This window comes from Butyricicoccus pullicaecorum, assembly GCF_002160355.1.
Classification (GTDB): Bacteria; Bacillota; Clostridia; order Oscillospirales; family Butyricicoccaceae; genus Butyricicoccus; species Butyricicoccus pullicaecorum.
This window is the reverse complement of sequence record NZ_NFKK01000004.1, coordinates 236,634-257,970: the sequence shown is the minus strand read 5'-3', so window position 1 is coordinate 257,970 and position 21,337 is coordinate 236,634. Positions and strand designations below refer to the sequence as shown.

The window sequence follows — 21,337 nt, the reverse complement described above, 5'->3', positions numbered from 1 at the left end:
TGTTTAATTTACAAGGTACAAAAAATCTTTGCCTTCAGCGATTTTTTGTACCGCGTGTCAATTTCATCAGGAAATTGACCAAGGTACCAACCGCTAAAGTTTTTTAAGCAGCTCTCTTGTAAGAGTGCTTATTTATTTTACCAGACTCATTTCTGTTTGTCAAGCTCTTTTTTAACTTTTTTCGAAGTTTTTCGTGCTCCGAATCGCTAAATCTGAACTTTTCCAAACTTTTCGTCCGGTTTCGCTGCCCGTGTGGTCAGCTTATTTATAGTACCACAGCGAAGAGCCTCTGTCAATAAGTTTTTTCATTTTTTTGAATCTTATTCAAAAAAACTTTGTAACTTATCAGATTTTCTTCGTGGCATGCCGTCCTCAAACAGACAGCTTAAATATAATACCACCAGCTTTTCCCAAAGTCAACGGTTTTCTCGTGATTTTCCGAAAAATTTCGGGCAGGCCGTCCATGAGACAGTCTGCCCGGTTTTCCATCAAATATACACGGTGCTATGGCTGGTAAAGAAATACAGCGCACGGCCTAAAACCGGCTTGTCGAAAATCTTCTCGACCGCGGTCTGGTACGCATCCAGCTGGGGCCGATACTGCTCGGCGCGCTCGAGCGCTCCCTTTTTGGTCACGCGGTCGGTCTTGAAGTCCACGATCAGGAAGCCGTCCGCCGTCTCGGTCATGCAGTCCACGACACCTTGCAGCAGCACTTCCTCCTCCGTCCCCGCGGCTTCCGGGTAATAGTCCGCCGCCGGAACGGTGACCGAAAACTTAAACTCGCGCCGCAGCTCGCCCATCTGCATATGCTTCTGATAAAGATCAGACTGGAAAAATGCCTCGATGCGCTCGGGTTCGACCGCGTCGGCCTGCTCGGGTGACAGAATCGCCCGCTCGCGCAGGCGTGCGATCTCCTCCCGCACCCGTCCGTCGGCGCACACGTCAAAATCGCAGAACTGCATAAACAGATGATGCGCCGTGCCGCGCTCGGCCGGGGTCAGACCGCGTACCTGCTGCTCAAAGTCCGGTCTGCGCAGCGCCGGTGCCGGCCGAACCGGTCGGGTGTCCTCGGCAGCTTCGACCGACTTATAATCGGTCTTGCGTCCGGTCGCGGTCAGCTTGGCCGGGATATCGGCCAGTGCTGCATCGGGATAATTGAGCGCAGGCGGCACGGCAGGCAGATCGGCAAAGGCCACCGGTTCGGCGGTCTGCGACTGCCAGCCAGTCAGCTCGCCCGGCTTCTTATAATAGAAAGCGATCTCATCCGGCGCTTTGCCGTCCATCTCTACAATGCGTCCGGTCACGCCGCGCACCGCGCCCGCCTTGGGATGGCGCAGCAGCGGCGCCAAAATCCAGGACATCGGTGTGTGTACGCTGCCCATCGCGTAGGGCGGCAGGCTGTCCAGCGCAGCAAAGCGTGCCAATCGGTCGAGCTGGGTGGCAAACTGTGCCGACGCGCAGGTAATGATGAGTTTTTCTTTGGGGCGCGTCAGCGCAACATATAAGACGCGCAGTTCCTCGCTCACCGCCTGCTGCCGCATTCTGGCCGTGACCGCCTGCCGCTCCAAGGTATCATAGCGCACGCCGCGCGTCAGATCGCGGCACTTCGCGCCGAAGCCCAGCGACGGATGCACGAGCACGGGCGCGGTCAGGTCGCGCTCGTTGAAGCGCTTGGCAGTGTCCGCGAGCACAACGACCGGGAATTCCAGCCCCTTGGACTTATGGATGGACATGATGCGCACCGCGCCCTCGCCGCCCTCGGCGCGAACGGTCTCGAAATCATCCCCGTTTTCCTCCATCGAGCGCAGCAGACGCACAAAGCGGAACAGGCCGCGTGTGCCCGACTGCTCAAATCCGCGTGCCCGCTCGAAGAAGGACAGCAGATTGCGCTGACGCTGCGCACCGCCCGGCATCGCACCGAACAGGCCGAGCGCACCGGTCTGGTCGTAGATGCGCCAGAGCAGCTGGTAGACCGGCAAATCGCAGGACAGCGCGCGCAGTTCGTCCAGCTCGCGCAGGAAAGTCTGTACCTTGGGCGACTCGCTCAGGCGTGCGGCCTCGTAAAAGCTGATTTTGCGACCCAGCAGTCGGATTTCGGCCAGCTCATCCTCGGAAAAGTCGTAGAGCGGCGAGCGCATCACACCGATGAGCTGCACATCCTGTCTGGGGTTGTCGATGACCGACAACAGCGACACGATGGTGCCGACTTCGGTGGTCTGCATGAGTCCTGCGCTCTCCTCGGTCTGTGCCGCGAGGCCGTATTCGGCCAGCGCTGCGCGGTAGGTCGCCGCGCGTGCCTTGGGCGAGCGCATGAGGATGACCACGTCGGAGGCGCGGAGCGGTCTTGCGCTGTCGCTGCCCCGGTCGGTGACCGGAAAACCGCTGTCGATCAGCTCACGAATGCGGCAGGCCGCCATGCGCGCTTCGAGCAGCGCCTTATCCTCCCCGCTCTCGTCGTCCGCCGTGTCCAGCAGCCAGACCTCGGTGTCGTCGGTGCCCGGCGCCTGCTCGGGATAGTCCGCGCCGACATACAGCGCTTCGCGGTCGGTGTAGTCCAGATCGCCCACCCGCTCGCTCATGACCGCGCGGAAAATATAGTTGACTGTATCGAGTACCTGCGCACGCGAGCGGAAGTTCTTGGACAGAACGACACGTCTGCCCTGTCCCTCGGCGGGTTCGTCGGTGAACGACTGGTATTTATCGAGGAAAATATAGGGGTCGGCCAGACGGAAACCGTAGATCGACTGCTTGACATCGCCGACCATAAAGAGGTTATCGCGTGCGATGGCCGAAAAGATGGCATCCTGCACGCCGTTGGTGTCCTGATACTCGTCGACCAGAATCTCGCAGAAAGACGCGGCCAGACGGTCGGCCAGCATGGACGGTTTGCCGTTCTCGTACAGCAGGCGCACGGCAAAGTGCTCGAGGTCGTTAAAGTCGGCCAGACTGCGGCGACGTTTTTCGGCGGCAAAAGCCTCGGCGAACTGTTCGACCGTATCGATAAGGGCATCGAGTGCCGGGCGCACCAGTGCGCGGTCGTAGGCAGCCTGCTCGGTGGTCACGCACAGCAGCTTGCCCTTGATCTCACCCGCGACCGTCTTCCACTCCTCACGCAGTCCCTTGATCTCCTCCTGAAAGTCCTTGTCCTCATAGCCGCGGATGGTGCCCAGACGGTCAAAGTGCAAGTCCTGTGCGAGTTCTACCGCCTTGTCCCAGTCGTTTGCGTCGATGGCGGCAAGGAGTGCTTCGGCCTGCTTAACATCCGACGTGATGGCCGGGGCGTAAGCCGCCTTGAGGGCTTCGTCCTCGTGCAAGAGCTCGAGTGCGTGATGCAGAAAGGCCAGTCCGTACTGTGCCGCCATGCGCGCCTGATCGAGCAATAACTGACCGTGCGCAGTGTCCGCCGGACTGCCGCCGTCCATCAGGCTCTTGCGCACTTCCTCCAGAAAGCCCTCCGGGTCGGCGTGCGCGCGGGTCTTTTCAAAGGTGTCCAGCACAGCAGCCGCCAGCGGCCGGTCGTCCTGTCCGCTGGTCAGCAGGTCGCACAGCGCGGCAAAGCCCAGATCGTCCTGTGCATATTTGGCTTCGAGCACGTCTTCCAGCACCTCGTCGCGCAGCATGCCCCGCTCGCTCTCGTCCGCCAGACGGAAATCGGGCGGCAGATCGAGTGCGGCAGCCTGCTCGCGTACCAGTGTCAGACAGAATGCGTGCACGGTGGTGATACGCGCCTTGTGCACGAGCAGCAGCTGACGGCGCAGACGCGCGTTGTCCGGGTCATCGGCCAGACGGGCGGCGATCGCGTCGGCCAGCTTACCGCGCATCTCGGACGCTGCCGCGTTGGTGTAGGTCACGAGCAGAAAGCGGTCGATATCCACCGGGTCCTGCGGGTCGGTCAGACGGCGGATGACGCGCTCGACCAGCACGGCGGTCTTGCCCGAACCGGCTGCCGCCGACACCAGCAGGTCACTGCCCCGCGCCGTGATGGCGGTCAACTGGTCATTTGTCCACTTGGTCATGGTCTTTTCCCTCCAGCTTGTCCCAAACTTCGCTGTCCTTGAACTTTTTAAGCGGTCGGTACTGGTCGCCCGCGCTCTCGTCAAACCGGCAGGCGGCGCGGTAGTCGCAGAATTGACACTGCGGCAGGTTGCCCTGCACGCACGGGTCGGCGCTCACGTCGCCTGCGAGCAGTTCCCGACCCATTTCTAAGAGTTTGGTCTGTGTGTATCGCGCCAGCCGTCCGAATTTCTCCAGATCAGCCACCGATGACACCGCCGCGAGCTCGGGCGTGGGTTCGGGGTTTTTCTTGGTCGGCTTGGCCACTTTGAGCTTGACCGGCAGGAATTTGCCCTCCCCGGTCAGTCCCTTTTCCATGGCTTCCAGAATGTCGATGTCGTCAGACAGCAGACCCGACCGCCGCAGCGCGCGCTCGCGCAGGGCGTGCAGGGTCTCGTCGTCCTGTGCACGCTCGCCGTCCGGAATGGTATCACGCACGGGCACGTACAGCACACCCGCCGGGCGGATTTCGTTGAGCTCGCCGGTTAGCTTGGCGCGGTAGCGCTCCAAACCCTCGGTTTGCAGGGCATATAAATAGATAATGAGCTGCATGTTCAGGCCGTTCCACACGTCGGACAGTGAGAACGACTTTTTGCCGCTCTTGTAGTCCATGACGCGCAGGTATAGACGGCCATTTTGAATGTAGCCGTCCACGCGGTCGACCTTGCCCGACAGCGACACGGTCACGTCATCGTCCTGCACAGTGACCGGCGGCAGGTCGCCGCCGCGCGAAAAGTCCAGCTCGTAGTCGATGGGGACGAAGTCGGATGCGCGGAGTTCGTCGAGGACGTTGTTTAAGATGGTCTCGACGCTCTTGACCAGTCTGCGGAAGAGCACCTGAAAGCGTGCGGTTTTGTCGGCAAGGCCGCCGAGGGTTTCATCGATATAGGTCTGCACGGCAGCGCGGAGCAGTTTTTTGATCGTGCGCGGCTCGGCTGCCATCACGCCGCCCGGCTCGTTTGCCAGCTGCTGCAAGACGGTCTCGAGCACGAAATGGATGAACGTACCAGCCTCAGGCGCGGCAAAGTCCGCGCGTTTGCGCTGCTTGGCCTTGAGTCCGTACTGCATAAAGAAGGCGAAGCGGCAGGAATAGAACTTGTCCACACGCGAGGCGGTCAGGTTGAGGCGCTTGCCGTACAGTCCCTCGATGACCTCCCGATCGTGCAGCGGGCCGCGTGCGGGTGACCAGCGGTGCGCACGGCGGACAAGTTCGGTATCTGCGCAGTGATTGAGCGCGGCGCAGGCTGCCGGGGAGCGGTCGTCTCCGAGGGCAGCGCACGCAAGCTCGGCCGTCGGGCGCGGTGCTTCCAGCGCGTCGGTGTCCGGGTCGGCGGTCTGGATGGTCAGACCGTCCAGTCGGGCGCGGAATGCGCCGATCAGATAAGACGGACGGCACGGACTGCCGTCAGCTGCGGCGGCGTGATAGGACAGGATAAGCTGCTCGGTCGGGCAGGCGATGGCTTTATAGATGGTCTCCTGCTCCATGAGCATGCGCTCGGCACCGAAGGCCGACAGCGTCATGCCGATGCCGTCCAGCGCCAGACGGTCGGTCTCGGTGAGCACAGCCGACGGGCCGGGTGCCTTGGGCAGCACACCATCGTTGCAGCCCAGTACGATCAAATACTTGACCTGTCCGCTGCACACGCGGTCGATGGCGCCACAGGTCACGCGGTCGAGCGAGACCGGAATCGCACCCACGTCGTACTCGGACAGGACAAGGTGGAATAAGGTCGAAAAGCGTGCCGCGGTCATGGGCGCGTCGCCGCACACCCACACGGTCTGTTCCATCGCACCGACCAGAATTTCCCACAGCTGACGGTACTCGTCGGCCAGCTGCAAGCGGCCTGCCGCTTCATGCGCCTGCGCACGATCGGTCATACGTCCGGCAGTGTCCTCGGCTTCGAGGAAGGCATACAGCGCACGCACGCAGTCCCCGGCGGTCTGAGCATGCTTAAGCGCTGCTTGCAGGGTGACGAAAGGCGAAATGATACGCTCACGCAGTTCGTTGAGCGTGTCCAGACGAGCTTTGGCATCCTCGTCCAGCGCAAGACCGTAGCCGTCCGGGTGGTTCTTCCACGGCTTATTCCATCCGCCGCCGCGGACGCGCCAGGTCAGGACATAGTTTTCCAGCTGGTCGATCTCGTCCGGGTCGGCCGCGCACAAACCGGTTTTGAGACAGCCGAACACATCCTCGTATCTGAGACCATTTGCTGCGGCTTCCAGCGCACCGGTGACCAGCGCAAGCGGTGGTTTTTGCAGCAGATCGGCCTTTTCGCTCAGGAAGATGGGCACGTCGTAGCGCGCCATTGCCATTTCGAGCGCTGCCGCGTAGCTGTCGCCGTCGCGCGCCGCGACCGCGAAGTCGCGCCAGTGCGCACCGGTCTCACGCACCATGCGGCGAATGAGCGCGGCGGCGTGGGTGCACTCCTCGAAGGGCGTGGACGCGCACACAAGGTGCACGCTTTGGCCGTCAGCCGGTTCGGGCGCTGCCGCGGCCTGCAAGCCCACGCGCTCGAGCACGGCCAGATCGTGCGGACGGGGCGCAGCCGCGCCCAGGTCGATGACCTCGGCTTTTTGTCCATGCCGTGCCGCCATGCGGGACAGCAGCGTGACCGTCTTGCAGCCCGAGACAAACACGTCGGGTTCTCTGCGGTCGGCAGCAATCGCCACGGTCAGCGGCAGCTTTTTCTCCAGAAAGCGGTCGATGACGCGCAGTTCCTGCGGCGTGAACGAGGCGAAGGAGTCAATATAGATGGCGGCGCCGTCCAGCACCGTGCTCTGCGGCAGCGCATCGGCCAGTCGTCCGAGCAGATCACGCGGATCGGGCACGGTCTCGTCGCACAGGCGGTCGTACGCCGTGTACAGCGCACCCAGGTCGGTCAGCTTGCGCGCGAGCAGATCGTCGCCCTCGGCGCGCATCTCCTGCGCCGCACGGAAAATGGCCTCGGGCGGCTGGGCGCAGGTCTTGAGCTCGTCGATCACGCCCAGCATTTCGCGCAGCAGCTCAGGGCGGTCGGTCAGACCGGGGTAAACCTCCATGCTGGTCTGCACCCGGCGTGCGGCCTCGTGCAGGGTCAGCAGACGGCCTGCCGCGGTCAGCGTGGTCTGTGCCAGACCGCCGACCTCGGCGAAGATACGACCGGACAGGCGGGTAAAGGACAGAACTTCGGCGGTGCGGGCAGCGTGACCGCCGGTTGCGGCAGCCAGTCGGCGCTCGTAGGCGTGCGAGAACAGTTCCGGGACGATCAGATACTGCCTTCCCTCCCGTTTTTCGGCCTGCTGGGCGATTTCGTTCACCAAAAAAGCGGTTTTACCGCTGCGAGAGCGGCCAATGACGATGCGCATGGCAAAAAACAGCCTCCTTTCGCGTTTTGACGCGGGATAAAACGAAAAAGACCACTCTGCCGAGTGGTCTTGGTTTTGGAGCGGATGACGAGGCTCGAACTCGCTACCTCCACCTTGGCAAGGTGGCGCTCTACCAGATGAGCTACATCCGCATATCAAATTTTGGTTTAGTAAACCGGTTTACTTACCGTTTACTGAAGTTCTTTGCTCCGGGCGGAATCGCGTTTGCCGAAGCTCCCTTTGCATGTTTTCTCATGCAGTCAGACTGGAAACACGGTGCACTTTGAAAAAGCAACGCAGTCGCTTTCACTGAAGTTTTCTTTGCTTACTTTCTTTTTCAAAAGAAAGTAAGTGGTGCCTCCGGGCGGAATCGCTTTTCCTGCGGGAAAAGCCACGGCGGTTGAAATTGTCCACCGGACAATTTCCAAGAGCCGCCTTTCGATTCCTTGCTCGAAAGAGCTCTGATTTTTCTCAACCCATTCCAAAGGAATGCTTTGAGAAAAATGGTGCCTCCGGGCGGAATCGAACCACCGACACGGGGATTTTCAGTCCCCTGCTCTACCGACTGAGCTACAGAGGCATCTAAACTTTTCTTCCCTTTTTCTCTGAGAGAAAAAGTTGGCGACCCGGATGGGGCTCGAACCCACGACCTCTAGCGTGACAGGCTAGCGCTCTAACCAACTGAGCTACCGGGCCAAGTGCTTGTTTATTATAAGCGAATTTTCCGCCCGTGTCAACAACTTTTTTCAAATTTTTTGTTTTCGTCTTTTGGGGGCTTCTGGTGGTTGACGCGTAAACTATAATGCGTTTGCGTATCTTTCCTATCTTTTGGTCTTTACGGACGCACAAAGAGGACGCCGGGCAGCGTCCTCTTTGCGTTCAGGGATAAGATAAAAGGGGGATCAAAAAGAGATTCAAAAAGGGGGATTTCAAAAAGATTGAGATTTGGGAAAAGATTTCATTTGGGAGGTTAGAAAAGAGAGGTTTTTATGTTAGGCCTGCTCGGAGAAGGAGTCCTTGCCTACGCCGCAGAGCGGGCAAACAAAGTCGTCCGGCAGAGCTTCCCACTTGGTGCCTGCTGCGATGCCGTTGTCCGGATCGCCGGTAGCTTCGTCGTAAATATAACCGCAGATATCACATACGTACTTCTTCATCTCATTGTTCTCCTTTAAAGTTTTTCTATTTTTGAAATGTATTTACACGGAATAAGAAAGGTTATAAACTGTATTTTTCAGTTTTCAGTGTTCCCTTTCTGTACCTTTACTATACACCGAGTGTGCCGATTTTGCAAGCTTTTTTTGCGCAAAAATGTATACCGTCTTAGTAATATTTGCGCGTTATTTTTTGGTTATATTGTCTAATTGATAGAGATTCCTAACAAAACCGCCTCTTTTTGTCACTTTATACACAGGATTTTATGGGTTTTTGGGAGGTGGATGGGATGAGGGAAAAACAAAACCGTCCCCGAAGGAACGGTTTTGATGAGCGCGTTTGACGCGCGGGAGTATTGCGCGTACACTCGTCATATCCGCGCACAGCGCGGGAATAAGGATAGTGGCCTACGGGCTACGGACGCGCTTTTGATTATTTTTTAGTTGATTTTCCCTCGCGGGAGGTCGGGAAAATCAAAAGGAGTATTTCGGACTCTGCGGAGTCCGACTCAGGGCTCTGCCCTGAGAACCCGCAAGCCTTTCGAGAAAGGCTTGAGCGAAAGCTTCAGTTCGCCCACGGGGCGGGAATTCCCTTTAATCGTCGAAGATGCCGGTGCTCAGATAGCGTTCACCGGTATCAGGCAGCATAACCACGATGGTTTTGCCCTCAAATTCCGGCTGTTTTGCCAGTTCCAGTGCAGCGCTGACGGCTGCGCCGGAGGAAATACCGACCAGAATACCCTCAGTGCGGGCAATTTCGCGTGCGATGGCGTTTGCGTCAGCGGTCTGGACGGTCTTAACCTGATCGTAGACCGTGCAGTCGAGTGCTTCCGGGACGAAGTTAGCGCCGATGCCCTGAATACCGTGCGGGCCGGCCTTACCGGTCGACAGCAGGGGCGAGTCAGCGGGTTCAACTGCGACGACCTGCACGCCCGGGTTCTGTTCCTTGAGGTAGCGGCCAACGCCGGTGATCGTACCGCCCGTGCCGATGCCAGCGACGAAAACATCGACGTTACCGTCGGTATCGCGCCAGATTTCCGGGCCGGTGGACTTATAATGTGCGGCGGGATTTGCGGGATTGACGAACTGACCGGCGATGATGCTGCTGGGGATTTCACGATTCAATTCATTGGCTTTGTCGACTGCGCCCTGCATGCCCAGTTTGCCCGGAGTCAGGACGATTTCTGCGCCGTAAGCCGCGATCAGGCGGCGGCGCTCGAGGGACATGGTCTCAGGCATGACCAGAATGACGTGATAGCCACGGGGAGCAGCGACCGATGCCAGGCCGATGCCGGTATTACCCGAAGTCGGCTCAATGATGGTCGCGCCGGGTTTGAGCTTGCCCGAGCGCTCTGCGTCCTCAATCATGGACAGCGCCGCGCGGTCTTTGGCCGAACCAGCCGGGTTCATGCACTCGAGCTTAGCCAAAATACGCGCTTTTGCGCCGTGTGCCTGTGCGATGCGGTCGAATGCGACCAGCGGCGTGCCGCCGATGAGATCGGTGACACGATCAAAAATCTTTGCCATAACGGTGAGACCTCCTTCAAAAATTCAGGCGTTCAGTGCCTGGTTCAAATCTTCCAGAATGTCGTCGATGTGCTCGATGCCGATGGACAGGCGCACCGTGCCCTGTGTGATACCGGCGGCGGCGAGTTCCTCGTCATTGAGCTGCGCATGGGTGGTCGATGCCGGGTGGATGACCAGCGACTTGGCATCTGCGACGTTTGCCAGCAGCGAGAACACTTCCAAATGATCGATAAACTGCTTGGCCGCTTCCCTGCCGCCCTTGAGCTCGGCGGTGAAGATCGAGCCGCCGCCCTGCGGGAAATATTGCTGATAAAGCGCGTGGGTGGGGCTGTCCGGGAGCGAGGGATGGTTGACGCGCGCGATTGCCGGGTGATTGTTCAGGAATTCGACGACGCGCAGCGCGTTCTGTACATGGCGCTCGACGCGCAGCGACAGGGTTTCCAGCCCCTGCAGGAGCAGGAATGCGTCGAAGGGCGACAGGACAGCGCCGGTGTCGCGCAGCAGAACGGCACGAATGCGGGTGCAGAAAGCAGCCGCGCCGCACGCATCGGCAAACGACAGACCGTGATAGCTCGGGTCGGGGTCGGCCAGCAGCGGGAACTTGCCCGAAGCACGCCAGTCGAACTTGCCGCCCTCGACGATCACGCCGCCGAGCGAGGTACCGTGACCGCCAAGGAACTTGGTGGCCGAGTGGACGACGATGTCCGCGCCGTGCTCGATGGGACGAATCAGATAAGGTGTGCCGAAGGTGTTGTCGACTACGAGCGGAATGCCGTGACGGTGTGCAATGTCGGCAACTGCGCGGATGTCGGTCACGTCGCTGTTGGGATTGCCCAGCGTCTCGACGAAAATCGCCTTGGTGTTGTCCTGAATGGCGTCCTCAAACGACTCGGTCAGCGGGTCGACAAAGGTAGCCGTCACGCCGAACTGCGGCAGCGTGTGCGCGAGTAAGTTGTAAGACCCACCGTAGATCGTGCGCTGCGCGACGATGTGGCCGCCGTTCTGCGCCAGATTTTGCAGCGCGTAGGTGATTGCGGCTGCGCCCGAGGCCAGCGCCAGCGCGGCCGTGCCGCCCTCCAGAGCTGCAATGCGTGCTTCCAGCGCCGAGACCGTCGGATTGGTCAAACGAGAATAGATATTGCCTGCATCTTTGAGTGCAAAGCGATCAACCGCCTGGTCGAACGAGTCGAACACGTAGGCCGCGGTCTGGTAGATCGGTACGGCGCGTGCTCCCGTGCTCGGGTCGGGCGTTTCCTGTCCGGCGTGCAGCTGCAGGGTCTCAAAACGGTAAGTCTGATTGGATTTCATTGTATTTTCTCCTTTTTTGGTCGGCTGTAGGTGGATAAACGAACGGATGGCTGGTTCTTCCAGCGCTCACATTCGTCCACAGCGCCAGCCGGCGCGCAGGAGAAGCGGGAAAATAAATTGCATGCGCGAGCCTCCTCAAAATCGGGGGTTCTGTTGGCTTCTTTGGTTTTGTATTGTAGCACGCAAAAGTCTTTCTGTCAATGACCGGTCTGATAAAAAAAGATGCGGGAATTCCGCATCTTTTTGCTTTTGTGTCAAATTATAACCTTTTACCGGTTGTATGCGAAGGTCACGGGACGCACCGAACCGGTCAGACGGTCGCAGGTGTAGCCTGCGCGGCTCAGTTCGCTGAGCAGATTTGCACACGCCGTCGCCGTGCTGGTCTTGTTGGCACCGTCGTGCAGCAGGACGACGGGCGTCGAGGACGACTTTTTGCTCAGACCGTTCAGAACCGCCTGCGTAATCTGGGTGATCGTGCGCGAAGCGCTGGTGTCATCCCCTGCCGAGACGCTCCAGTCATAGTAGATAAAGCCGCGGCGCAGCATTTCTGCGATCAGCTGCTCGTAATTTGCCTGATTGTACGGGCTGACCGAGCCGCCCGGGAAACGGAATACGGCCGGATAAACGCCGCAAGCGTCGTAAACCGCCTGATAAGCCTGGTGGAAGTCCTCCAGAAAGGCCTCGGGAGAGGCGTAAATGGCGTTGTAATCGTTGGAATAGCTGCGAATGCCGATTGTATGGCCTTCATCTACAATGCGCTTGACAATCGCCTCATTTCCCGCAATGTTCTTGCCCACGACAAAGAAGGTCGCCTTCTGTCCGGCATTTTTCAGGGCGTCAAGGATGGTAACCGTGTTCTGCGACGGGCCGCCGTCAAAGGTCAGATAGACCGTATTTTCCGGTGCAGCCGCTGGGGTCGGCTTGGGATCGACCTTCATCTCGGGATAGAGCGTCTGGTAGTCCATAGGCTCAATGCTGTCGGCAATGGACGGGTCAGGCAGCGCCGCCTGATAGCGGTCAACCGTTGCCTGTAAGGTCTTGTTCTGGCTTTCCAGCTCGGCAATGTAGGCACTCGAACGGAAGGCACGGTAAACCGTGACCGCACAGTAGCCAATCACACCGATGAGCAGAACGATGAGAATAAAACGAAAAACCGCGCTGACACTCACCCGTCGACGGCGATAGCGCGAGGAATAACCGGAATATCTTCTGCGACGCAGCATAAGTTTCCTCCTGTGATGCATTTTCTAACTTATTATACAACAGAAAAGAGTAGATTCCAAGTAGCAATCAGCACCGCAGCCCTGATTGAAGTTTTCGCCGGCCTTTTTCAAAAGGCCGCGGGTTCTCAGGGCAGAGCCCTGAGCCGCCCGTCGCAACGGGCGGAACTCCCCTTTTGATTTTCCCGATCTCCCGCGAGGGAAAATCAACCTAAATATACAAAAAAGAAAACCGTTCCCAATGGAACGGTTTTCATGAGCGGCTTTCAGCCGCAAGAGTATCTTGCCGCCTGCGGGCGGCGCTTTTTATTCTTTTTTAGTTGATTCCGGTCAAAAGACCGGAATCAAAGGAGTATTTCGGACTCTGCGGAGTCCGACTCAGGGCTCTGCCCTGAGAACCCGCAAACCTTTGAAAAGGTTTGATCCAAACTTCAATATTTGGTGCGGTGGTTTTCCAAAAAAAGACCGCTCCCAATCAAGGGAGCGGTCTCAAAAACCTTAAGTCTTTTAACTTACTTCAGGTTGAACCAAGCAGCGCGGCCCGGATAGGTTGCGATATCGCCCAGCTCTTCCTCGATGCGGAGCAGCTGATTGTACTTCGCAACGCGGTCGGTACGAGACGGAGCACCGGTCTTGATCTGACCAGCGTTCAGTGCAACAGCGATGTCAGCGATGGTGGTGTCGTCGGTCTCGCCGGAACGGTGAGATACAACAGCGGTGTAGCCAGCACGGTTAGCCATCTGGATAGCGTCCAGGGTCTCGGTCAGAGAACCGATCTGGTTAACCTTGATCAGGATGGAGTTAGCAACACCCAGATCGATGCCCTTCTTCAGGCGGGTGGTGTTGGTTACGAACAGGTCGTCGCCAACCAGCTGGATCTTGTCGCCCAGAGCCTTGGTCAGCATTGCCCAGCCTTCCCAATCCTCTTCAGCCATGCCGTCCTCGAGGGAGATGATCGGGTACTTGTCAACGAAGGTCTTCCACATCTTAACCAGCTGCTGCTGAGTCATCTTCTTACCAGACTTCGGCTGGATGTAGCACTTCTCTTCGTCGTTCCACCACTCGGAGGAAGCAGCGTCGATCGCGATCATGAAGTCCTCGCCCGGCTTGTAGCCAGCTTCTTCGATCGCCTGAACGATAACCTTCAGAGCGTCCTCGTCCTTCTTCAGGTTCGGAGCGTAGCCACCCTCGTCGCCAACACCAGCAGCCGGGGTGCCGTTCTCCTTCAGGGTCTTCTTCAGGGTGTGGAAGACCTCAGCGCAGCGGCGCAGAGCCTCGCGGAAGGAAGGAGCGGAAACAGGCATGATCATGAATTCCTGAATCTCAACGTTGTTGGTTGCATGAGCGCCGCCGTTGAGGATGTTCATCATCGGAACGGGCAGAGCCTTAGCATTGCAGCCGCCGATGTAGTTGTACAGCGGCAGGCCCAGAGCCTCAGCTGCAGCCTTTGCAACTGCCAGAGATACGCCCAGGATAGCGTTAGCGCCCAGACGGGTCTTGTTGGGGGTGCCGTCCAGATCGATCATAGCCTTGTCGATCGCCTGCTGATCCAGAGCGTTCATGCCGATGATCTCCTCAGCGATCTCGCCGTTAACAGCGTCAACAGCCTTCAGAACGCCCTTGCCCATGTAGCGATCCTTGTCGCCATCACGCAGCTCGCAAGCCTCGAAGATACCGGTGGATGCGCCGGACGGAACAGCTGCACGGCCCATAAATGCGCCGGTATCAGCCTCAACGTAAACCTCAACCTCAACGGTGGGGTTGCCGCGCGAGTCCAGGATCTCGCGGCCTACTACGTCCATAATTTCGATGTAACCCTTCATAATTCGTACATCTCCTTTTCTAGATTTGATATATATGGTGGATAAAGAAAAGCTAGTTAAAAATGCCCTTACTTAACGAGGAGCGAGTGACCGGTCATCTCGTCCGGCTGTGCAAGACCGAGCAGGTCGAGCATGGTCGGAGCCAGGTCAGCCAGAACGCCGCCCTCAGCCAGAGCCTTGACGTCTTCGCGGCCAACCAGAGCCAGCGGAACCGGGTTGGTGGAGTGTGCGGTAAACGGAGACTTGCCGTCTGCCTCGAGCATCTGGTCAGCGTTGCCGTGGTCAGCGGTGATCAGTGCGCAGCCGCCGTGAGCCTTGAGGGCTTCCAGAACGCGGCCAACACAGGTATCCACTGCCTCAACAGCCTTGACTGCTGCCGGAATTACGCCGGTGTGACCAACCATATCGCAGTTTGCGAAGTTGAGGATGATGACATCGTACTTGTCCGACTCGATGCGCTTTACAACCTCATCGGTTACCTCGAACGCAGACATCTCAGGCTTGAGATCGTAGGTTGCGACAGAGGGAGACTTGATGAGTGCACGCTCTTCGTTCTTGTACTCGCGCTCAACACCGCCGTTGAAGAAGAACGTAACATGTGCGTACTTCTCGGTCTCAGCGATACGCAGCTGGGTCAGACCCTTTTCTGCGATGTACTCGCCGAAGGTGTTCTCGAGCGACTGGGGCTTGAATGCGACCTCTACGCCCGGCATGGTCGCGTCATACTGGGTCATGCATACGAACTTGATCGGCAGGTTGCCGTTCTCGCGTGCAAAACCGTCGAACGCCGGATCGACCAGTGCGCGGGTGATCTCGCGAGCACGGTCGGGGCGGAAGTTTGCAAAGATTACTGCGTCATCCTTCTGGATGGTCGCGCCCTCGGTGACAACGAACGGCTCGATGAACTCATCGGTCACGCCCTTGTCATAGGATGCCTGAATGCCCTTGACAGCATCCGGGCAGAATTCGCCCTGGCCGTAAACCATAGCAGCGTAAGCGCGCTCGAGGCGCTCCCAGCGCTTGTCACGGTCCATTGCGTAGTAACGGCCGGATACGGTTGCGATGCAGCCGATGCCCAGCTCGCCCATCTTATCCTGCACCTTCTGGACATAGCCAGCACCCGAGGTCGGTGCGGTGTCGCGGCCGTCCATGAAGCAATGCACGCAGACCTTGGTCAGGCCGTTGCGCTTTGCCAGGTCGAGCAGGGCGCAGATGTGATCAATATGCGAGTGTACGCCGCCGTCCGACATGAGGCCGAAGATATGCAGAGTAGAATTAAACCACTTGCACTGATCCACAGCATGCAGGAATGCCTCGTTCTCGAAGAACGTGCCGTCCTGGATTGCCTTGGTAATGCGGGTCAGTTCCTGATAGACGATGCGGCCAGCGCCGATGTTGGTGTGGCCAACCTCCGAGTTACCCATCTGACCGTCGGGCAGACCGACATCCATGCCGGACGCACCGATCAGGGTGTGGGGATGTGCGGAGAATACCTCGTCCAGCACCGGCTTCTTTGCCATTGCGATGGCGTTGCCCTCGGTCTCCTTGCGATAGCCGAAGCCGTCGAGGATGATGAGTGCCAGCGGATGCTTCTTAAACGTCTTGGTCTTTGCCGCCTTTGCGGTGGTCTTCGCGGTCGTTTTTGCCGCGGTTGTCGCAGCCGGTGCAGCAACCGGTGCAGCCTTCTTCGCCGCGGTCGTCTTGCTTGTTCTCTTGGTTGCCATTTCTTTTTACTCCTTCACGCCGTGAGAAAGGGACAACAGATGCCCGTTGTCCCCCTCCACAAATGTGCACGGGGAAAACACCCGCACGCAGAAATTACTGATTTGCAGCTTCAACGATGGCAGCGAAGTCAGCAGACTTCAGGGACGCGCCGCCGATCAGGCCGCCGTCAACGTCGGGCTGTGCCAGCAGCTCTGCCGCATTCTTTGCGTTCATAGAGCCGCCATACTGGATGGTAATTGCACGAGCTGCGCGTGCGCCGTACAGCTCACGCAGGCAGTCGCGGATCTTAGCGCAGACCTCGCCAGCCTGCTCGGAGGTAGCGGTCTTGCCGGTGCCGATTGCCCAGATGGGCTCGTAAGCGATGACGACCTTCTTGATGTCCTCAGCCGCAACACCCTGCAGGGCAATCTTGACCTGCTTGCGGATGACTTCCATGGTAACGTCCTGCTCACGCTCTGCCAGAGACTCGCCAACGCACAGGATCGGGCGCAGACCGTTCTCGATTGCAGCCTTTACCTTCTTGTTGCAGTTCTCGTCGGTCTCGTTGAAGTACTGACGGCGCTCGGAATGGCCGACGATCACGTACTTAACGCCCAGCTCCTTGAGCATATCTGCCGAGATCTCACCGGTGAATGCGCCGGACTTCTCGAAGTGCATGTTCTCAGCGCCGATTGCGATCTTGGAGCCCTTTGCAGCCTTAACAGCAGCCTGGATGTCGGTGAACGGTACGCACAGTACCATCTCGCACCACTTGGTCTTGCTCAGCAGCGGCTTCATCTCCTCGATCAGAGCCTTCGCCTCGCTCGGCGTCTTGTTCATCTTCCAGTTACCGGCGATGATCGTCTTGCGATATCTGCGATTCATTGTTCAAATACCCCTTTCAACACCCGCACGATGGTAATTTTTGCTTGTGTGCGGATGGATTACAATTTAAACTTAGGATTTATATGTAAAACACGGGGCGGCGGAAAAGCACCGCCCCGGGATTACCGAAAAGAAATTACTTGTCTTCCAGGCAAGCGATACCCGGCAGAACCAGACCCTCGAGGAACTCCAGGGAAGCGCCGCCGCCGGTGGAGATGTGGCTCATCTTGTCTGCGAAGCCCAGCTTCTCAACTGCTGCAGCCGAGTCGCCGCCGCCGATGATGGAAACAGCATTGGACTCTGCGATTGCCTTCGCCATAGCCTTGGTGCCGACTGCGAATGCGTCGAACTCGAATACGCCCATGGGTCCGTTCCAAACAACGGTGCCAGCGTCCTTAACAGCCTCAGAGAACAGCTCTACGGTCTTGGGGCCGATGTCCAGACCCATCATGTCAGCCGGCAGAGCGCCTGCTTCGTAGACAACCGGGGTGGCGTCTGCTGCGAAGTGGTCTGCGCAAACGGTGTCGATGGGCAGCAGGAGCTTAACGCCCTTTGCCTCAGCCTTTGCCATCAGATCCTTAGCCAGATCCAGCTTGTCGTCCTCGCACAGGGAGGTGCCGATCTCCTTGCCCATAGCCTTCATGAAGGTGTAGGACATACCGCCGCCGATGATGATGGTGTCGCACTTCTCGATCAGGTTGTTGATAACGCCGATCTTATCGGAAACCTTTGCGCCGCCCAGAATTGCAACGAACGGACGAACCGGGTTTGCCAGAGCCTTGCCCATGATGGAGATTTCCTTGTTGATCAGGAAACCGCAAACTGCGGGCAGGTAGTCAGCAATACCAGCGGTGGAAGCATGTGCACGGTGTGCAGTACCGAATGCATCGTTAACGTAGATCTCAGCCATGGAAGCCAGTTCCTTCGCGAAAGCGGGATCGTTCTTCTCCTCTTCCTTGTGGAAACGAACGTTCTCGAGCAGCATAGCCTCGCCGCACTTGAGCTCGGAAGCCAGCTTCTTAGCGTCCTCACCAATGACGTCCTTCGCCAGCTTTACTTCCTTGCCGAGCAGCTCGGACAGGCGCTCTGCAACCGGTGCCAGAGAGTACTTCATCTTGAACTCACCCTTCGGGCGGCCCAGGTGCGAGCACAGAATAACAGCAGCGTTATGCTCGAGCAGATACTTGATGGTCGGCAGTGCAGCGACGATACGCTTGTCGTCGGTGATGCGGCCGGTCTCGTCCTGCGGGACATTGAAATCGCAGCGAACGATAACCTTCTTGCCGGAAACGTCAATATCCTCTACGCTCTTCTTGTTGTAATCCATAAATAGCATCTCCTTTATATCAGATGAAAATTATAGACGGATGAACGGAAAATACCGGGGATTCCTGGCCAAAAGCACCGCCTTTTCCAGGTTCCCACCACTAAGACAAAATTATACTTGGTTTTTTATCAGGTTTCAATAGAAAATCTGAAAAATCTGTGTTTTTTTCAATATTTTCACGCCCTGACGCGGCCAGAACCGTAAATTTACCTCAATCGTGCAAGGATTTCCCCAACATTACCCGCTTTTTGGAAGTTACGAAACCGGACGCTGCTCGCCGTGGTAGGCTACGGCGAAGGCCTGCGGGCCGGTATTTGTTGTAACCGAAATGCCAATCGGGGTGCGATGGACGGCTGCAAAGTGCAGATCTTCCAGCAGCGCCCGCTCGATCTGGTCGAGCTTTTCGGGCGCGATTTTGCCGTAAAGCAGGATTGCGGTCTGCTTTTCAGGCTGGACGACGCGCTTTGCCACGTGGGACAGCACCTTAGGAATCAGGTTCTTTTCGCCGCGTGCCTTGTCGATGACGTCAACCTTGCCCGCGCACACTAGACTGACCGGCTTGAGGCCCAGTGCCTCACCCATAAATGCCGCGCCGCCCGAGATACGACCGGACTTTTTGAGGTGTTTGAGCGTGTATACACCCAAAATGGCCTCGCTGCGTGCCAAACGGGAACGCGCAATGCGCACAATATCGTCAAATGCATCGCCTGCGTCACGCATACGGCACATGTCCACGACCACGCGGCCATAAATATACGTATAGCTCTCGGAATCGATCAGCTCAATGCGCATGTCCTCGCCGTACTTTTCATAAAACATCGCGCGCGCAATGCCGCACGACTGATAGCCGCCCGAACCGGCCGCGTTAATCATCACACCAACAACGTGGGTGCATCCGGCTGCACGGGCACGCTCATAGCACTCCATCGCCAGCGCCGGCGTGACCTGCGCGGTGGTCGGGATCTCGTCGGACGATTCGAGCAGATCCCAGTACTGCTGCGGGGTCATGTCGTAGTATTCCCGGAACGAGTGTCCGGCATGTGTAATGCGCTCGGGTACGATATCGATTCCATATCGCTCGACTTCCTCACGCGGAATGTCGCCCGCCGAGTCGCAGAAAATATAAATCTTTTCCATCGGATTCCTCTCCTTTCTGTTGGTCAGAGTGCCGGGCCCATCTCGCCCGGAAACCGTCCGGCCTGCTCGAGTCCGGCAAAACCGGTCTGGCGCAGCGCCTCAAAGACGGTCACGGCAACCGAGTTGGACAGGTTCATACTGCGTGCGCCCTCACGCATGGGAATACGGATGCAGCGCTCGGGATGCTCGATCAGCATTTCCTCGGGCAGTCCGCGCGTCTCCTTGCCGAACAGGAAATAATCGCCGTCCTCAAAGGAAATGTCGGTATATGCGTGCTTTGCCTTGGTGGTCAGGTAGAAATACCGTCCATTCGGGTTCTTTTCAAAAAATTCTTCTACATTCTTGTAGCGCCGGATGTCCAGAAAATGCCAGTAATCCAGACCGGCGCGCTTGAGCTGCTTGTCATCAATGGAAAAACCGAGCGGCTCGACCAGATGCAGAACAGCTCCTGTCACCGCACACGTGCGCGCAATGTTGCCGGTATTCTGCGGGATCTCAGGCTCGACCAATACAATATGAAACATAAAACGCCTCTCTACTCTTATTACTTTCCCTATTTTATGTGAAAAATAAGATTTTTTCAAGCGGTTTTGGGATTTTTCCGCGAATTGCAGAGCAAAAAAGCCATTATCTCACCCCGCTTCCCGCCCGCAGGCGACAAACGGGTCCGGGCCCGTGGCCCGGCGCGGTCCAGCCGCGCAGGCTGGCCCGTCCAGGTGGAACCTGGTCGCGCTCCTCAGCGCGCGAAACTCTCCATTGATTCCGGGCTTTGACCGGAATCAACCAAAATAAAAAAGAAAAGCGCGTCCCGCAGGACGCGCAATCTCTAGAAAGACCGTCTTGGACCTTCTTTGCATATAATATATCTCTTGTGCTTTGTGGAACATAGACAATTTTTCCTGTCATAGTTTATCCTGTTTCCCTCTTGTTTCTTTTGCCTTTTTATGGTAGAACCAATACATCCTTTGATCACGCGGTTCATGTCAACATGAAAAATTCCTTAACCTATATTTGCATTTGAGGTAACGCTATGATCTTATCTAAAATCTATCCTAAAATTTTTATAGGATTTACCTGCATTTTTCTGATCGTCCTTTACAATCTCCTGTACACAGCACAACGAATCCAATGCATCACACCACAGTCATCTGCGTATACCGTGCTGATGCAGCGTCCATCCGTTACGGAAAAAATCGCAATGGTTTTGCAGGCACACAGCCCCAACACCGTATTCTTTGGCGACTTCTATTTATTCGGTGATGCGACGCGCTCCGATTCCGAACACAGCTCGATGTGTCTTCCCTATCTGATCGTGGAAAGCAATCCAGTTTACACAGCAGGCACAACATCTTGGAAGTTTCATCTGGATATTCTGCAGTTTGGCAACTCTGGCCGCATCTTGCTGCCAAACGAACTGGAACTATCTCTGGTACCGGACGCAAACACCACATTAGGACTTGTCACAGATTCGATGGGTCAGGTCTTATCGGCTGAATATCCGAAATCGCTTGTCATAAAAGACGCATCTCTGCCTTTGACATTGGAAGTTCATGCATCTGTGCTGGATTCTACGATAAATCCAGATGCATCTGCGATCTTACAGGTTTCTTGGGGCGGAAAACTGCACTTACTTGGGCGATCAGCTGTGCCCTTTTCGGTATCTGGTGTGGTTGCCTATGAAAACAATGTGATGGGAAGTAAATAATCAAAAGACCGTCCAACCGGACGGTCTTTTCTTGTATGTTTGTTTTGGTTGATTCCCGGGTCGGACACCGGGAATCAAAAGGGGATTTCGCCATCTGCGGATGGCGACTTGAGGCTCTGCCTCAAGACTCCGCAAGCCTTTCGAGAAAGGCT

At 57.2% G+C, this 21,337-nt stretch carries 14 protein-coding genes and 3 tRNA genes; 1 reads left to right on the top strand and 16 read right to left on the bottom strand.

Features of this window, described 5'->3' with window-relative positions:
* Window positions 1–488 precede the first annotated feature (488 nt).
* The 16 genes from addA to trmL all read right to left on the bottom strand — a co-directional run bounded on the left by addA (window position 489) and on the right by trmL (window position 20,004).
* A complete protein-coding gene (addA, locus tag B5F17_RS05820) occupies window positions 489–4,016 on the bottom strand; it encodes a helicase-exonuclease AddAB subunit AddA (RefSeq protein WP_087371754.1) in 3,528 nt (1,175 codons plus the stop codon).
* On the bottom strand, window positions 3,997–7,398 hold the full coding sequence (locus B5F17_RS05815) for a PD-(D/E)XK nuclease family protein (protein ID WP_087371751.1): 3,402 nt from the start codon (window positions 7,396–7,398) through the stop codon (window positions 3,997–3,999). Before B5F17_RS05815 ends, addA begins: the two co-directional genes overlap by 20 nt.
* 76 nt (window positions 7,399–7,474) lie before the next feature.
* Window positions 7,475–7,550 (bottom strand) — tRNA-Gly (locus B5F17_RS05810).
* Between the two features lie 108 nt (window positions 7,551–7,658).
* The gene (locus B5F17_RS14645; protein WP_143287686.1) at window positions 7,659–7,883 is read right to left on the bottom strand and encodes a hypothetical protein; all 225 of its coding nucleotides are present in this window, start codon (window positions 7,881–7,883) and stop codon (window positions 7,659–7,661) included.
* Window positions 7,884–7,902: 19 nt separating this feature from the next.
* Window positions 7,903–7,978 (bottom strand) — tRNA-Phe (locus B5F17_RS05805).
* Between the two features lie 39 nt (window positions 7,979–8,017).
* Window positions 8,018–8,094: transfer RNA gene (locus B5F17_RS05800), tRNA-Asp, on the bottom strand.
* Window positions 8,095–8,390: 296 nt separating this feature from the next.
* Complete coding sequence (rd, locus tag B5F17_RS05795) at window positions 8,391–8,552, bottom strand: rubredoxin (RefSeq protein ID WP_016148739.1); 162 nt, start codon at window positions 8,550–8,552, stop codon at window positions 8,391–8,393.
* Window positions 8,553–9,143: 591 nt separating this feature from the next.
* Complete coding sequence (gene cysK, locus B5F17_RS05790) at window positions 9,144–10,076, bottom strand: cysteine synthase A (RefSeq protein ID WP_087371748.1); 933 nt, start codon at window positions 10,074–10,076, stop codon at window positions 9,144–9,146.
* Window positions 10,077–10,100: 24 nt separating this feature from the next.
* Complete coding sequence (locus B5F17_RS05785) at window positions 10,101–11,384, bottom strand: O-acetylhomoserine aminocarboxypropyltransferase/cysteine synthase family protein (RefSeq protein ID WP_087371746.1); 1,284 nt, start codon at window positions 11,382–11,384, stop codon at window positions 10,101–10,103.
* Between the two features lie 269 nt (window positions 11,385–11,653).
* The gene (locus B5F17_RS05780; protein WP_162608093.1) at window positions 11,654–12,607 is read right to left on the bottom strand and encodes a polysaccharide deacetylase family protein; all 954 of its coding nucleotides are present in this window, start codon (window positions 12,605–12,607) and stop codon (window positions 11,654–11,656) included.
* A 509-nt stretch (window positions 12,608–13,116) separates the two neighbouring features.
* Window positions 13,117–14,427, bottom strand: a complete 1,311-nt coding sequence (eno, locus tag B5F17_RS05775; RefSeq protein ID WP_087371740.1) for a phosphopyruvate hydratase — start codon at window positions 14,425–14,427, stop codon at window positions 13,117–13,119.
* 68 nt (window positions 14,428–14,495) lie between these two features.
* Window positions 14,496–16,151 carry a 2,3-bisphosphoglycerate-independent phosphoglycerate mutase gene (gpmI, locus tag B5F17_RS05770; RefSeq protein WP_087371737.1) on the bottom strand — a complete coding sequence of 552 codons (1,656 nt, stop codon included), beginning with the start codon at window positions 16,149–16,151 and terminating at the stop codon, window positions 14,496–14,498.
* 94 nt (window positions 16,152–16,245) lie between these two features.
* Window positions 16,246–17,016, bottom strand: coding sequence for a triose-phosphate isomerase (gene tpiA, locus B5F17_RS05765; protein ID WP_016148745.1), 771 nt, complete (start codon window positions 17,014–17,016; stop codon window positions 16,246–16,248).
* 136 nt (window positions 17,017–17,152) lie between these two features.
* Entirely contained in the window at window positions 17,153–18,343 is a 1,191-nt protein-coding gene (locus B5F17_RS05760) for a phosphoglycerate kinase (RefSeq protein WP_242968705.1), read from the bottom strand.
* Between the two features lie 255 nt (window positions 18,344–18,598).
* Entirely contained in the window at window positions 18,599–19,480 is an 882-nt protein-coding gene (locus B5F17_RS05755) for a DegV family protein (RefSeq protein ID WP_087371730.1), read from the bottom strand.
* Window positions 19,481–19,503: 23 nt separating this feature from the next.
* Window positions 19,504–20,004, bottom strand: a complete 501-nt coding sequence (trmL, locus tag B5F17_RS05750; RefSeq protein ID WP_087371728.1) for a tRNA (uridine(34)/cytosine(34)/5-carboxymethylaminomethyluridine(34)-2'-O)-methyltransferase TrmL — start codon at window positions 20,002–20,004, stop codon at window positions 19,504–19,506.
* Window positions 20,005–20,510: 506 nt separating this feature from the next.
* Here trmL and B5F17_RS05745 point away from each other — a divergent pair.
* Window positions 20,511–21,185: a hypothetical protein gene (locus B5F17_RS05745; RefSeq protein WP_087371725.1), complete on the top strand. Its 675-nt coding sequence runs from the start codon at window positions 20,511–20,513 to the stop codon at window positions 21,183–21,185.
* Window positions 21,186–21,337: the final 152 nt, after the last annotated feature.